13 protein-coding genes are annotated in these 15,497 nt (G+C 38.2%); 2 read left to right on the top strand and 11 right to left on the bottom strand.

All coding sequences use genetic code 11. The features are described from left to right. Window positions 1-32: 32 nt before the first annotated feature. Together ftsY and smc are read right to left on the bottom strand one after the other, a co-directional pair. Window positions 33-1,031 carry a signal recognition particle-docking protein FtsY gene (gene ftsY / locus ACTWQM_RS07725; RefSeq protein WP_443257602.1) on the bottom strand — a complete coding sequence of 333 codons (999 nt, stop codon included), beginning with the start codon at window positions 1,029-1,031 and terminating at the stop codon, window positions 33-35. 16 nt (window positions 1,032-1,047) lie between these two features. Continuing rightward, entirely contained in the window at window positions 1,048-4,614 is a 3,567-nt protein-coding gene (smc, locus tag ACTWQM_RS07720) for a chromosome segregation protein SMC (RefSeq protein ID WP_443257601.1), read from the bottom strand. 174 nt (window positions 4,615-4,788) lie between these two features. On the opposite strand from smc, the gene ACTWQM_RS07715 reads away from it, so the two are divergent. Then, window positions 4,789-5,013 carry a DUF1128 domain-containing protein gene (locus ACTWQM_RS07715; protein ID WP_443257600.1) on the top strand — a complete coding sequence of 75 codons (225 nt, stop codon included), beginning with the start codon at window positions 4,789-4,791 and terminating at the stop codon, window positions 5,011-5,013. A 137-nt stretch (window positions 5,014-5,150) separates the two neighbouring features. Here the strand turns inward: ACTWQM_RS07715 and rnc are convergent, their stop codons facing one another. The 9 genes from rnc to sdaAB form a co-directional block, all read right to left on the bottom strand. Next, window positions 5,151-5,834 carry a ribonuclease III gene (rnc, locus tag ACTWQM_RS07710; RefSeq protein WP_443257599.1) on the bottom strand — a complete coding sequence of 228 codons (684 nt, stop codon included), beginning with the start codon at window positions 5,832-5,834 and terminating at the stop codon, window positions 5,151-5,153. 98 nt (window positions 5,835-5,932) lie between these two features. After that, window positions 5,933-6,169: an acyl carrier protein gene (gene acpP / locus ACTWQM_RS07705; RefSeq protein WP_092492981.1), complete on the bottom strand. Its 237-nt coding sequence runs from the start codon at window positions 6,167-6,169 to the stop codon at window positions 5,933-5,935. Window positions 6,170-6,337: 168 nt separating this feature from the next. Continuing rightward, a complete protein-coding gene (gene fabG / locus ACTWQM_RS07700) occupies window positions 6,338-7,078 on the bottom strand; it encodes a 3-oxoacyl-[acyl-carrier-protein] reductase (RefSeq protein ID WP_443257598.1) in 741 nt (246 codons plus the stop codon). Beyond that, window positions 7,078-8,019: an ACP S-malonyltransferase gene (gene fabD / locus ACTWQM_RS07695; protein ID WP_443257597.1), complete on the bottom strand. Its 942-nt coding sequence runs from the start codon at window positions 8,017-8,019 to the stop codon at window positions 7,078-7,080. The genes fabG and fabD overlap by 1 nt, the downstream gene beginning before the upstream one ends. Beyond that, window positions 8,016-9,017, bottom strand: coding sequence for a phosphate acyltransferase PlsX (gene plsX / locus ACTWQM_RS07690; RefSeq protein WP_443257596.1), 1,002 nt, complete (start codon window positions 9,015-9,017; stop codon window positions 8,016-8,018). Before plsX ends, fabD begins: the two co-directional genes overlap by 4 nt. Further along, the gene (gene fapR / locus ACTWQM_RS07685) at window positions 9,014-9,595 is read right to left on the bottom strand and encodes a transcription factor FapR (protein WP_443257595.1); all 582 of its coding nucleotides are present in this window, start codon (window positions 9,593-9,595) and stop codon (window positions 9,014-9,016) included. The genes plsX and fapR overlap by 4 nt, the downstream gene beginning before the upstream one ends. 100 nt (window positions 9,596-9,695) lie before the next feature. Further along, complete coding sequence (recG, locus tag ACTWQM_RS07680; RefSeq protein WP_443257800.1) at window positions 9,696-11,729, bottom strand: ATP-dependent DNA helicase RecG; 2,034 nt, start codon at window positions 11,727-11,729, stop codon at window positions 9,696-9,698. A gap of 14 nt (window positions 11,730-11,743) precedes the next feature. Further along, window positions 11,744-12,619 (bottom strand): L-serine ammonia-lyase, iron-sulfur-dependent, subunit alpha, encoded by an 876-nt coding sequence (sdaAA, locus tag ACTWQM_RS07675; protein WP_443257594.1) that lies wholly within the window; start codon window positions 12,617-12,619, stop codon window positions 11,744-11,746. A gap of 26 nt (window positions 12,620-12,645) precedes the next feature. Next, complete coding sequence (gene sdaAB / locus ACTWQM_RS07670; protein WP_443257593.1) at window positions 12,646-13,308, bottom strand: L-serine ammonia-lyase, iron-sulfur-dependent subunit beta; 663 nt, start codon at window positions 13,306-13,308, stop codon at window positions 12,646-12,648. Between the two features lie 236 nt (window positions 13,309-13,544). On the opposite strand from sdaAB, the gene ACTWQM_RS07665 reads away from it, so the two are divergent. Beyond that, window positions 13,545-14,828, top strand: a complete 1,284-nt coding sequence (locus ACTWQM_RS07665; RefSeq protein WP_443257592.1) for an NCS2 family permease — start codon at window positions 13,545-13,547, stop codon at window positions 14,826-14,828. The last annotated feature ends 669 nt before the right edge of the window (window positions 14,829-15,497 follow it).

Genomic DNA, 15,497 nt, shown 5'->3' with positions numbered 1-15,497 from the left:
AGTGAAAATCCTTTACATAAAATATAGTAACATTATTCTGGGCTATCATCAAGAAGATCGGCGAATAAACCATAGACAAATGCATGTGCGTTAAACTCCTGGAGATCCTCTACTTTTTCTCCAAGCCCCACATATTTAACAGGGATATTCAACTCATTTCGGATTGCCAGGACAATTCCTCCTTTTGCGGTTCCATCAAGCTTCGTTAACACAATACCAGATACATCTGTTGCATCGGAAAAGGTTTTTGCCTGGCTCATTGCATTTTGACCAGTCGTAGCATCTAATACTAACAGTACTTCGTGGGGTGCTCCAGGAACTTCACGTTCAATAACTCGCTTTACTTTGGAAAGCTCATTCATTAAGTTGACTTTATTTTGTAACCTTCCTGCTGTATCACAGATTAATACATCGGCATTACGGGATTTTGCAGCCTTAATACCGTCAAAGATAACTGCTGCAGGATCACTCCCGGCACTTTGCTTGACCACATCAACGTCAGCACGTTCTCCCCAAACATCCAGCTGTTCGATAGCACCAGCACGGAAAGTATCACCCGCTGCTAAAACAACATTTTTACCATCCTGTTTTAATTTGTGTGCGAGTTTACCAATAGAGGTTGTCTTGCCAACCCCATTTACACCAACAACAAGAATTACAGAAAGTTGGTTTTCTTCAATATGCAACGCTTCAATTTCCTCGTCATCGTCTCCATAGTAAATTTCTACAAGCTTTTCAGAAATAACATCCTTTATTTCTTTCGTATCTTTTATATTTTGACGTTTAACTTCCATCTTTAATTCTTCAACAAGATCCATTACTGTCATAACCCCAACGTCTGCTGATATGAGCACTTCTTCCAGCTCTTCAAAAAAATCCTCATCAACATTTCGATAGCGGGCGATTAGATCATTAATCTTGCCTGAAAAGGAATTTCGTGTCTTTTCCATACCTTCTTTATATTTTGCTGAAACTTCTTCTGTTTCTTCGTTTTGCTTGAATTTACCCTTCAATTTTTCCATGAAGCTCATCTATGTGACATCCTTCCTATGAGTTAACTAATTCTTTCGTATCCTCCAACCGAACAGATACTAAACGTGATACTCCAGACTCTTGCATTGTCACACCGTATAATACATTTGCTTCTTCCATTGTACCCTTACGGTGTGTAATCACTATAAATTGCGTATCTTTACTATATGCTTTCACATATTTTGCAAACCTCGTAACATTTGCTTCATCAAGTGCAGCTTCTACTTCGTCTAGTACACAAAACGGTACAGGACGAACACGTAATATCGCAAATAATAGTGCTATTGCTGTTAATGCGCGTTCACCACCGGAAAGCAGACCTAAATGCTGCAGTCTTTTACCTGGTGGCTGTGCAATAATTTCTACACCTGTATCCAGAATATTGCTTGGGTCAGTTAACTTCAATTCTGCGCGACCGCCTCCAAACAATTGCTCAAAGACAACAGCGAACTCGTCCTTAATCTGACTGAACGTTTCACCGAATCGCTTTTGCATCTCCTCATCCATTTCTGAAATCACGCTATATAAAGTTTGTTTTGCTTCCACTAAGTCATTCTTTTGCTCAGATAAAAAGTCATAACGCTCAGAAATACGGTCATATTCATCTATCGCACCCAGATTCACTGTCCCAAGCTGGTCAATCGCTTGTTTGATCTGATTCACCATAGATTTAGTCTCTTCAATATCCTTTGTCTTATCGTAGGTCTGTTTAGCTTTTTCAAAAGTAATCGTATATTCTGTTTGCAGATGCGACAGCCTATTTTCCAGTTCTACATCTAAACGATTGGCTTTTACTTCTTTTTGCTGGATTTCTTGCATAAATGATTGATGCTTTTTGTTCTCTTCTTTTAATTCTCTTTCCTGATCCTGCATAAGCTGTGTCCGCTCTGATCTGTCTGAACGCATCTGCTGGATTCTAGTCGTTAAGGTTTCCTTATTTTCCTTTGCCGACTGGATGTTCTGATCAATTTCTGCTTCGGTTTCTTCGGAATTATGCATTTCTAGCAAGTCGTTTAGATCATTAGTGTATTTATCATATTGGGCTTGAATTTCGGTTAATTGTTCTTTAACCGTATTCGTTTTTTCACGTTGGTTCTTCAGACGCTCTTCCTGCTCAGCCAAGTTTACCTGTTCTTTCTGCAAATCTTGTTGTAATTGTTCCTGGTTTTCTTTGAAATCTGCTTCCTGTTCCGTAAGTTCATCAATCTGATTTTGCACCATCTCAAGCTGTTTAGATATATCATCCAGCTCATTTGTGAGTTGCTTATCACGGGTTACTAATTCATTGTTATCTTGGTCAAATTGCTGTTTATCCTGATCATATAACGTTAGATTATCATTAAGTGATACCAGTTTCATTTCTGCTTCTTTGTAGGCAGATCGAATTTCCTGGAGTATCTGATGTTCATTGGTAATAGCTTGTTCTTCGTTTGCTAATTGTTTTTCTGTCTCTTCAATTTGCTGCTTTTGTTTATTAACTTTCTGTTCAAAAGAACTTGCCTTCTTCTGAAATTCATTTAATTTATCTGTTACTTCCTGTAAATCCTTTTCCCTTGTGAACAGAGACTGATTCGATTTCTTCTGTGCTCCACCAGACATTGAGCCACCTGGATTAACAACGTCTCCATCAAGTGTCACAATCCGATATCTGCGCATAACAGTTTTGGCAATTTCGTTGGCATCGCGTAGTGTTTTAGCGATTATCACATGACCCATTAGATGATTAACTGCTTTTTGAAAATCATCTTGTGCAGATACTAAATTCGCAGCGACACCAATAAAACCAGCATGATTATCGACTTTTGACAGTACCTCTTTCGGCACAAAACGGGCTTTAATGGAGGATAAAGGTAAAAATGTTGCTCGTCCACTGCTAGTTTTTTTAAGCCAGCTAATCGCATCTCGAGCTGCTGTATCATCATTCACAACGACATGCTGCGCCTGAGCACCTAGTACTGTTTCAATAGCTGTTATATACGTTTTAGGCACATCAACAAGCTCAATTACAGCACCTGAGATACCATCAAGTTTCCTTTCCTCACGGGCTTTCAGAATAGCCTTAACACCATAAAAGAACCCTTGAAAATCTTCTTTCATATCTTCAAGCATTTCCTGTTTGGATTTTAGCTTCTCCATATATTGATATCCTTGATATAGTTTGGTCTGTGCTTCTTGAAATGCATGGCGATCGTTGCTCAACTTTTCTTTTAATTGCTGTATAGCTGAACTCTTAGCATCATATTTCTTTTCTTGATTATTATAATCAGATTGCAGTTGATCTTTTTTAGTGGTAAGTTCATTTCGTTGTATGAGTAAATCCTCAAATTTCTCTGCCTGCTTATCTTTTTTACCTGTAATCTGCTGTTGCTGCTGTTCAATCGATTGTTTTTCATTTCGCTTTGCAGCTTGCTTATTTAGAAATTCGATATACTCCGATTTCAGTTCTTCAATTTGCTCAGCAATATTTTCTCTTCCTGTTGCCAGTTTTTCTTCTAATTGTTCAACCTGCTGTTTTGTATTATCTCGTCTTGCCTGTAATGTTGAAAGTTGTTCACTTTCATCGTTTAGTTCATCTTGTAACTTTCCAATTCGAGTTGCTGCTTCCTTTTTTTGCAGCTCCAGCTTTTCTTTATTTTCAGCAAAATGTTTTGTACGTTCATTATGTAATTGCTTTTTACCTTCAAGCTGCTCAAGTTGTTGTGTAGTAGTTAAGAGGTTTGCTTGCAGTTGTTCAACTTCTTCATCCAGTCCCTGTATTTCCTGACGCTCATTTTCCAATTTTGCTTCTTTTTGCTGGATTGACGTTTTCAGATTAATTTCATTCATTTTTTCTGTTTCTAATTCATCAAGTAATGCTTGCCATTGTTGATGAAGTTGTTCAATTTCCGTAACAAGAAGCGAAATTTCCTGTTGTTTCAATTGTTCCTTCTTATCCAAATATTTCTTAGCAGTTTCAGCTTGTTCCTCTAACGGATCAATTTGTTGCTCGATTTCATAAATAATATCTTCTACACGATTTAAATTCTCTTGTGTTTCAGCTAGCTTATATTCTGCTTTTTTCTTGCGCTGTTTATATTTAAGCACGCCCGCAGCCTCTTCAAAAATAGTACGCCGTTCTTCTGCTTTGGAACTTAAAATTTCCTCTACCTTACCCTGACTGATAATCGAGAATGCCTCACGACCGAGACCTGAATCCATAAATAGCTCCACGATATCTTTCAATCGACAAGCTTGTTTATTTATATAAAATTCACTTTCCCCTGAACGATATACACGGCGGGTAACACTTACTTCTTCATAGTCAAGTGGAAGTTCTTTATCGTTATTATCCAGTACTAGAGTAACCTCAGCAACGTTTAAGGGCTTTCTTGAGTCACTGCCCTGGAAGATAATATCTTCCATCTTGGACCCACGTAAGGATCTGGCTGATTGCTCCCCAAGCACCCATCTTATTGCATCTGTTATATTACTTTTTCCACTTCCATTTGGACCCACTACCGCTGTAACACCAGGAACAAAATCAACACTGATCCGTTCAGCAAATGACTTGAATCCAACACTTTCCAATCGTTTTAAATACATTATACATTCTCCTATTTCTTGCAGAGGTAAAGTAAAATTTTATGTAGCCTATTAAATTTGGCTTTTTACCGCATTTATTTTATCATAAAGATAGGCACAAAAGAAGGCATAGCCTAATACATACGTAATTCATTGCATTTTGTTGTGCCAAACTATTTTAGATGAGGTGTTTACATGAATTTGGAGAATCCATCACAAGAAAACCTAAAGTTTATCCTTGATGAACTTGCTGAGATGTTGAATGTCGTTAACCGCACCATTATGGACCCGGAAGATTATGATTTAGATAAATACGAGGACATTAAATTTATGTATGACATGATTAAGCAAAAGGGGCAATTAAGTGCTTCGGAAACACAAGCATTTATTGATGAATTACGATCTGTAAGGAAATCATAACATAAATGTATTTCTAAAAGGCCAGAGAATCAAATGATTCTCTGGTTTATTCCTCAGGAAGTAAAGGTAGTATAGATTCTTACTTACTCCACTGGGCAATTATAGCTTGGGGATATGCCAATTTTTCTAATATTTTATTAGTCGTTATAGCTATCCAATCCATTTTTTGCTGCACGTTGCTCTGCTTCTTTTTTTGTACGACCAACACCAACTCCTGCAACATCACCTTTAATTAGCACCTGTGTAACAAACTCCTTATCATGGGAAGGGCCTCTTTCTTCCACAATACTATATTCTATGTTGTGAATTTTATGTTGCTGCACAAGCTCTTGCAATTGGCTCTTATAATCCATCGCATGCGAAAAAGCACCTGTTTTTATTTTCGGAAATACGTATTTCTCTAAAAATTGAGTAGCAACATCGTATCCCTTATCAAGATACAATGCTCCAAGGAACGCTTCAAAAACATCCGCTAACAAAGCTGGGCGATCACGGCCGCCTGTTTGTTCCTCACCTTTCCCTAATCGTATATATTCCCCGAAATTCAATTCACGAGCAAAATTTACTAAAGATGGTTCACAAACAATCGATGCACGTAACTTAGTTAGATCCCCTTCAGCCATGCTATCCTGGTTTCGATATAGATATTGAGAAACACCTAATTCCAGAACGGCATCCCCTAAAAATTCCAGACGTTCATTATCCGAAAATGATTCTTCACGATGCTCATTCACATAAGATGAATGTGTAAAAGCCTGTCTGATTAAGTCATGGTCATTAAATGTAATATCAAGTTGTTCTTGCAACGATGAAATATTCATATCGTTATCACCACTCAGTACTATTTATTTTTAGCAAAGATTAATTTGAGACTTTAAATATACGGAAAGTCCCGCATTTGCGAGACTTTCGACTATATTTATGATTGAATACTGTTTATGTAGTTAACAGCATCACCCACAGTATTAATTTTCTCTGCTTCTTCATCTGCTATTTCCATATCAAATTCATCTTCAAGCTCCATAACAAGCTCAACAACGTCTAATGAGTCTGCTTCTAAGTCATCTTTAAAAGAAGCTTCCATTTTCACTTTAGATTCTTCCACATCAAGACGATCAACGATGATATTTTTCACACGATCAAATACATCTGCCATAATACTTCACCCCCCTTCGAGGATTTTAACTTTCATGCTCCGTGATCCTAATTCACTTTTCCTGATCCAGTTCTGGCCCCTAGAAATCGTCAAGTAAACAATTGCTACTGGACGACAAAGCCCGTGCTTGATGGACTTTCTTCACGCATCTAAGCAAGCCCCCATCACCTACATTACCATTCCACCATCTATATGAATTGTTTGTCCAGTAATATAATTGGCGTCATCTGAAGCAAGGAAACGGACAACTTTTGCCACATCTTCCGGTTCACCAAGTTTTGCTAAAGGGACCATCGCAAGCATGCCTTCTTTTTGCTCCTCAGTGAGTTCATTCGTCATATCAGTTGAAATAAAACCAGGCGCGACTGCGTTAACCAAGATATTACGTGATGCAAATTCTTTTGCGGTGGACTTCGTTAAGCCGATAACACCAGCTTTAGCTGCAACATAATTTGCCTGGCCTGGGTTACCACTCACACCTACGATTGAAGCAACATTTATAATTCTGCCGCTTTTTTGTTTCATCATCTGTCTTGAAACAGCTTTGGTACATTGGAAAACACCCTTGAGATTCGTGTTAATCACTTGATCGAATTCATCTTCCTTCATCCGCATTAACAAATTATCCCTTGTAATCCCAGCATTATTAACCAGGATATCCAAACTGCCAAATTGGCTAACAACTTCTTTAACCATTGCTTTAGCATTCTCCTGGTTCGCAACATCCGCCTTTACCTTAAATGATTTTACACCCAATTGCTCGATTTCTTCAACAACAGATTGTGCTTTTTCTTCACTGCCAGCATAATTTACTGCCACATTTGCACCTTGTTTTGCCAATTCCAGGGCGATGGAGCGACCGATACCGCGTGAAGCTCCAGTTACTAGAGCGTTTTTCCCTTGTAACATTACAAGTCCTCCTTATACCACGAAATAAAATCATTTAACGATGCCGGATCCTGTACTGCAAATGTTTTAACATTACGATCAATTTTCTTTACTAAACCGCTTAATACTTTACCATTACCTACCTCAACAAAGGCATCTACACCATCGTCAATTATATTACGGATGGATTCTTCAAATCGAACAGGTGAATAAAGCTGCTTGATTAGTAAATCTTTTATTTCTTCCTTTTCGGTTACAGGTTGAGCAGAAACATTCGCATAAACCGGAATGCGTGCATCATTAAATTCTATATCATTTAATTTTTTTGAAAACTGCTCATTAGCTGTCTTCATAAGTCTCGAATGGAAGGGGCCACTAACATTCAATGGTAAAACACGCTTTGCACCACTTTCTTTTAAAAGCTTGCTTGCTGTCTCTATTCCTTCTTTAGACCCGGAAATAACAATCTGACCAGGGCAATTCAAGTTGGCAATATCAACAACTTCATCTTCGGCCGAATGTTGAAGAGATTGTTTTATATCCTCCTCAGACATACCCAGAACCGCTGCCATTGCACCTTTTCCCTTTGGAAACGCTTCTTCCATCAATTTGCCACGCGAAGCAACAAGTGGCAGTGCTTCCTGGAAAGAAATTGCTTCGGCTGCGACCAGTGAACTATATTCTCCAAGACTATGTCCAACAGCCATATCAGGCTTTATTCCTTCTTTTACAAGCAACGTATGTACAGCAAAACTAGAAAGTAATAATGCGGGCTGAGCGTTTTCTGTTTCTGTTAATTTTTCCTTAGAACCATCAAACATAATAGATGATAAATCCACATCTAAAAGCTGATCCGCTTCACGAAATAGTTCCTGTACCTCGGGATATTCATCATAAAATGGTTTCCCCATACCTACTGTTTGTGACCCTTGCCCAGGGAACATAAAGGCTATTCGTTTCATTCGTTCTCCCCCCATTCAATTGTTTCCATAGTAGATTTCATTGTATTTGTGACATCAAATTCAACCATATGCGCCGCCTGTTTAATTGCATTGTATACAGCACGGCGGTTCGACGACCCGTGTGCCTTTATTACAGGTGCAGAAAGACCAAATAATCCAGCCCCGCCATACTCTGAATAATCCAGTTTACCTTGCAGCCCTTTTAAGTCGCTTTTAACCATTCCAGCGGCAATTTTTGTTTTAACAGATGACATAAACGTTTCTTTAAGCATTGAAAACATTGTCATTGCGGTACCTTCAATAGTTTTTAGAGCAATATTTCCGCTAAATCCATCTGTTACAACAACATCAGCAGCTCCTGATAATATATCTCGTGCTTCTACATTCCCAATGAAATTAATTGGGGCTTTCTTTAATTGCGTAAATGCTTTTTTAGTTAGCTCATTTCCTTTTCCTTCTTCAGTTCCAACATTTAATAATCCTACTGTTGGGCTGGCAATTGCACGTACTTTTTCTGTATAAATGGAACCCATAATTGCGTATTGGACAAGATGATGTGCTTTTGCATCTACATTAGCTCCTACATCAAGAAGTAAAAAGCCTTTTCCATCTATTGTTGGCAATGTAGGACTTAGTGCAGGACGGTCAACACCTGGAATTCTCCCAACTACAAACAGCCCAGCGCTCATAAGGGCACCAGTATTACCAGCAGATATGCACGCATCAGCACGATTTTCCTTTACTTCTTTTCCCATTAATACAAGCGAGGAATTTTTTTTGCGTCGTACCGCACGGACAGGTTCATCGGCAGCAGTAATTACTTCATCCGTATGAATAATATCAATATTTTTTGTCTTTGATAAATATGAATTTATTTTTTTTTCATCACCAATTAAAGTTATCGTTAAATTTTCTATTTGGGAAACAGCATCCATCGCTCCCAAAACAATTTCTTTGGGTGCATGGTCGCCTCCCATGGCATCAATTGCTATTTTCATTTTGGATTGTCCCCTTTTTGATCATTTGAACGATACATATGAAATAACCCGGTAAATACTTTTTCGTTTTCCACGAAACTGTTTACCCTGACAACTGTTAAACCTTTATCGCTCACATCTTCTACAAAGGCTTTTGCAACCACACGTTCTCCCTCATTAACCTGGCGCGTAAACTTAAGCTCAGATTTTACAGTTAATGCGAGTTCATCATTAATAACGGCAACAGCAAGTGAGTTTGCTTGTGCAAACAAGTGATGTCCCCTTGCTATCTTATTTCTTGAAAAAACATGTTCTTTATTAATTACTAAAATTGAAATTGCCCGGTTATCCAATTCCAAATCAATGATTTCCCCAATTACTTCATCCAGGGTAAGTGCTTTAACCGTTTCATTCCATTGATATGTAGCAACCGACTTAATTCGCTCGCGAAGCTCTGGAATCGATAGTTCCATTCGGTCTAAACGAATTGTCTGGATACTAACGTTAAATTTTTTTGAAAGATCGTCATCTGTTATAAACGGAGTACTCTCAATTGTTTCCTTTAATAATCGCTGCCGTTCCACTTTACTTATCTTCATTTACTGGCACCATCCATAAAAAATGTGGTATTACTGCTAATACTATGACTTGGTACTAATAGTAATATATAATACCAAGTCTAAATATGCAAGTTAACAATTAATCAAGTTTATCATGAAGAAATGTATTGTTTTCCAAGTTAACTCTTAGTTGATAAAATTCATTATTTTCCTCCAGTAAATTCTTCTCAATTATTTCCTGCGCGTCCTGCCTGGCAGTTTCCAAAGCGCGATAATCATGAATCATATCTGCTACCTTGAAGTCTGGCAGACCACTTTGTTTTTTGCCAAAGAAGTCACCCGGACCACGAAGCTTTAAATCCTGCTCGGATAACTCAAATCCGTTATTGGTTTCAGTCATTATGCGCATCCGTTCTTTTCCAACTTCTCCCTTTGGATCAGCAATTAAAATACAATAGCTTTGCTTATCTCCACGACCTACGCGTCCTCTTAGCTGATGTAACTGGGATAAGCCAAAACGCTCTGCATCATAAATAACCATAATCGTTGCGTTTTGGACATTCACACCCACTTCAACAACAGTTGTCGAGACCAATACTTGAATTTCATTTGCGGCATATTGTTTCATGACCTCATCTTTTTCATCGGCTGTAAGTCGTCCATGCATAAGCCCAACTTTTAAAGAATTTGAATAAAACTCCTGTAATTGATGAAAAAGGTCAACGGCATTTTGAATATCCATCTTATCCGACTCTTCAATTAATGGACAAATAACATAGGCTTGTTCACCTTGATTAACACGTTTTTCAATGAATCCGAGTACGCGATCAAGTGTATTTTCTTTTGTCCAGTATGTTTCAATTTCTTTTCTGCCTGATGGCATTTCATCAATTACAGAGACATCCATATCACCAAATGCAGTAATTGCTAATGTACGTGGGATTGGGGTAGCCGTCATAAATAAAACATCAGGATTTAACCCCTTATCACGTAGTGTACGACGTTGCTTAACCCCAAACCGATGCTGCTCATCAACAATGGCAAAACCAAGATCATCGAAGAAAACATCATCCTGAATTAACGCATGAGTCCCGATTACAATATTTACCTCATGTCTTTCAATTGCAGCTGCCATCTCTTTTCTTTTTTTCCCTTTAACAGACCCGGTTAGTAGTATGATTGACGCTTTATCACCGAATAATTCTGTAAGTGATTGATAGTGCTGTTCAGCCAATATTTCTGTTGGAACCATTAATGCACCTTGTTTACCTGCAGTTATTGCTGCATATAGGCAAATCGCTGCTACTGCTGTTTTCCCGGAACCAACATCACCTTGCAATAGACGGTTCATTCGATAGGGGGATTTCATATCAGCTAGTATTTGATCTAATGACTTTTGCTGTGCATTGGTTAGTGAAAATGGGAAGGTACCGATAAATTCCTGAAGCTGCATCGTATCATAGTGCTGCGCATTGCCTTCTGTAGCCTCACGTTTAATTTTTCTTAATAACTGCATTCTTAGCTGAAATAATAGAAACTCTTCATATGTAAATCTTCGTCTTGCATGTTTTAAATCAATTCTATTTCTCGGAAAATGCATTGTCCTTACTGCACTTTGTCGATTTGGAAGTTTATAAGTGTCCAAATAATAAGCTGGTAAAATTTCAGTAACTTCCACTGCAAAATCGTTAATTGCGGTCTGTATCGCTTTCTTTATCTTATAATTAGTTACGTCACCTTTTAGCGAGTACATTGGCTGGATCGCTGTCTGCTCAGATGCAGGACCTTTTTTATAATCATTGACAGTGATTTGCAATCGATGTGCATCCCACTTACCAGTTAATGTAATTGTGTCCCCTGCATTTATTTGCTTTTTAGCAAATGCACGATTAAACATAACAGCTTTAATAGCTACATTCTCTACTTCAACATTAAAAGTTAACCGGGATTTTTTCTTTCCATAACAAGTAAGGGAAGGCTCGTTGACTGCCCTTCCCTCAATTGTCACTTTATCTTCATGAATTAATTCGCTAAGAGGTTTGATTTCAAATACATCATATCGGTTAGGGAAATAATACAGCAAATCTTCAACAGTATGGATATTCATCTCTGCCAGACTTGCTGCAAATTTATCACCCACCCCATTTACTTGCATAACTGATTCGCTTAGCACGTTAATCACTCTTTCTAAACGGACATGCCGAATATTTTCTCTTTTAATAGACGTCCTGTAGGGGTATCTGCAAGTCCGCCTTCACCCGTCTCACGCAAGCTTGATGGCATTTGCTTACCAATACGGTACATGGCACCAATCACTTCGTCGCACGGGATTCTGCTCGTAACACCAGCTAAGGCCATATCTGCTGATACAATTGCAAGAGAAGACCCTCCTGCATTTCGTTTCACACATGGCACTTCAACTAGCCCTGCTACTGGATCACAAACAAGACCAAGCATGTTTTTCAGAGTCATAGCGAATGCTTCAGCCGATTGCTGCGGAGTTCCGCCAGCCATTTCTACAATAGCCGCAGAGGCCATTGCTCCAGCTGAACCTACTTCTGCTTGACACCCACCGGCAGCTCCAGAAATAAATGAATTATTTGCAACTACAAATCCAAATGCTCCAGATGTAAATAGATAACGTATCATTTGTTCACGCGTCGGATTCAACTGATTTTTAACAGCAAATAAGGTTCCTGGCACACACCCGGCACTCCCTGCAGTTGGTGTTGCACAAATTGTTCCCATTGCCGCATTTACTTCATTGGTGCCCATAGCCTTACTGACAGCATCCATTAATAGATTACCTGACAGCGGTGTCTTTTCCTTCATATAATTTTGAATTAAAACTGCATCTCCGCCAGTTAATCCAGTAACCGATTCGACACCTTTCAGGCTGTCTTCAACAGCTTTTTCCATTACCTCAAGGTTCCTTTCCATTTCGGAAAATACTTCTTCACGTGACTTATCTTTAACTTCCATCTCTTGACGGATCATAATTTCTGAAATTAAAATATCTTCCTTTTCTGCCATTTCTACTAATTCTGCGGCATTACGAAACATATGATAAAACTCCTCTCTGTAGACGATTAGCTGACTATTTTGGAAATCTGAATAATGTGATCAGCACTCTCTAATTCTTTTAAAATAGTATCTTCCACATTTTGGTCGACTTCAATAACCATCAATGCTTCCTTTCCAACATCTTTGCGATTCACTTCCATATGTCCAATATTAATCTCATGTTTAGCTAAAATTTTAGTTACAGACGCAATAGCACCATAGCGATCATTATGCATAATAAGAATTGCCGGATGATTACCTGATAAACGTAATTCAAAACCATTTAATTCAGTAATTTCAACTTTTCCACCACCAATAGATATACCTACGAGCTCAATCTGTTCTGTATCATTTCCAATAATAAGCCGTGCCGTATTGGGATGATTAACACCAGCACTGTCCTCAATAAATTGAACATCGATGGCCTTCTCTTTTGCGGTATCCAATGCTTGACTCATTCGCGTATCATCTGTTTCGTACCCTAATAATCCGCCAACTAAAGCAAAGTCTGTTCCGTGTCCTTTATATGTTTTAGCAAATGATTCATATAAATGAATTCTTGCCCATTTCGGCTCTTCACCGAATAAGTTTCGTGCAGCTTTACCGATTCTTGCTGCACCTGCTGTATGTGAACTGGAAGGACCAATCATAACTGGTCCGATAATATCAAAAACTGAATTATACTTCACGAATCAACACCGCCCCAAGTAAATTTCTTTCCACTGCTAATTATAACAAAAACCCATCTAATAATCATCCGAGTCCTTGAATCTAACCTTTTCCAACACTTGATTGACTTTTATTGCAGTGAAACATATAATTATTATTTGTGGATTATACATGAATAGGTGTATTCAGTTAACTATTGAACACACTATATATAGTCGGGTGGGAGAGGGACAGTTAAATAATTTGAGGAGATTAAATGCCTAATAATAATAACACTGGTTTAGAAGCAACTAATGTTAAATGGCGAACAGAAATTATTGCCGGTTTAGTTGGCTATCTTACTACAGTATATATCGTTGCTGTTAACGGTTCAATCCTAAGTGAGGCAGGAATTTCACTTGAAGCTGGAATGCTTGCAACCATATTGGCAAGTTTTGTCGGAACAGTTCTTATGGGGCTATTTGCAAAGCTTCCATTGATATTAATTCCCGGAATGGGGATTAATGCGTTGTTTGCCTATTCCATTGTCGAAGGTGCAGGGTTAACATTTCAGGAAGGATTAGCAGTTGTATTAATTGCTTCAGTACTGTTTATCATAACTGCGTTTAGTCGCTTGGGCATCTTATTAAAAGAAGCTATTCCAGAATCATTAAAGCATGCAATTACTGGAGGGCTTGGCTTTTTCCTAATCTTAATAGGATTAGAGAAGAGTGAACTAGTCGTCAGTGGTACAAACACCATTGTTGCTATTGGTGATTTCACTTCACCTACTGTCATCGTAAGTTTATTAACATTATTCATTGCGATATTTTTATTTATTAAAAACGTTCCAGCAAATTTTTTAATTACGATGATCAGCGGTACCGTTCTAGCATATCTCTTTGGTATTCTCGATACTGGGAAAAGTACGGTAAGTGTAAATATGAATGAAATGTTATTTATACCTTCATTTACTGCGGTAGATGAGCTTGCCTTTTGGCTCGCAATCTTCCCATTAGCAATGATACTCATTTTCGAAAACATGGGACTCTTGCATGGACAGCTTCACATGTTAAAGCGAGACAACAGTTATAAAAAAGCATATCAGGTAACTGCATTCTCATCGCTTACTTGTGCATTTTTTGGCACTTCACCAACTGTATCAGCAGCGGAGAATGCGGCTGTAATAGCATCAAATGGCAGATCGAGAAAGGCTGCTGTGACAGCTGGGTTACTATTTTTAGCAACATTTTTTATTATTCCATGGATATCCATGATACCAAATGCAGCAATTAGCCCGATATTAATTATTGTTGGCGTATTGATGGCACAAAATATCAGACACGTTCCATTGGATGATTTATCAGAAGCGTTGCCAGCATTTTTAATCGTCGCATTAATACCATTTACGTATAGTATAGCGGATGGGATGGCTTTTGGGTTTATTGCATACCCAATTGTTAAGCTTGCATTAGGCAAACAGAAAGAACTTTCTGTTACGTTAATTGTTATTTCAACATTGTTCCTGTTTGACTTTATCATAAAAATGTCCGGTATTTAGAAAAATAAGCAGTTCAATTTTGCAGTACAAAACACACCTTGTACCCTTAATTGAGCTGCTATTTTTTATATATGGCTGACTTCTAAAAAGTTGGTACTTACACCAAGCATTGAACCTTATGGAAATAGTTGATATGGACTGCGAAATAATGCGAAGTAATACTTGTGTGCTATTCCACTGCTCCGGAAATACATACGCGCACCTAGAGCTAACCACGAGCTTTCGACGCTTAGGACGTGCTAGTGCAGACATTGCCACAAGATGTCTGTTTCGCTCGCAATAAAACGCTCGCTGTCGTGGCCACTGAATAACTACCAACTTCTTGATCATTTAAAATTTAATGCAATTCATCCTGTAGCGGGGAGTAACATACTATTTTAGCTTGATTACAAATTCATTATCATGATAGATGGTGGCTGCTAAAAACGGTCACGCCCTATTCGTCTGGCAACAATTCTAGATCCCTCAGGAAGCGGAGTCATAGCACTGTAATATTTCACCCCATCGCGTTGTAATAAATATTAATTGCACAACCTTTTGAAAATAGCTTTTGTATCTTAAAAAGAGTGATTAAGGAATAAATACAACTGCTAAAAAAGAGCATCAAATTGCTATCCAATTTAATGCCCCTACTTTACAGCCTTCTATTTGTGCCACAAGAAAACGAAG

The sequence above is a fragment of the Virgibacillus sp. L01 genome (assembly GCF_052246775.1).
Lineage (GTDB): Bacteria > Bacillota > Bacilli > Bacillales > Amphibacillaceae > Lentibacillus.
The sequence above is the reverse complement of the archived record's forward strand: the minus strand, read 5'-3'. Positions and strand labels throughout refer to the sequence as shown.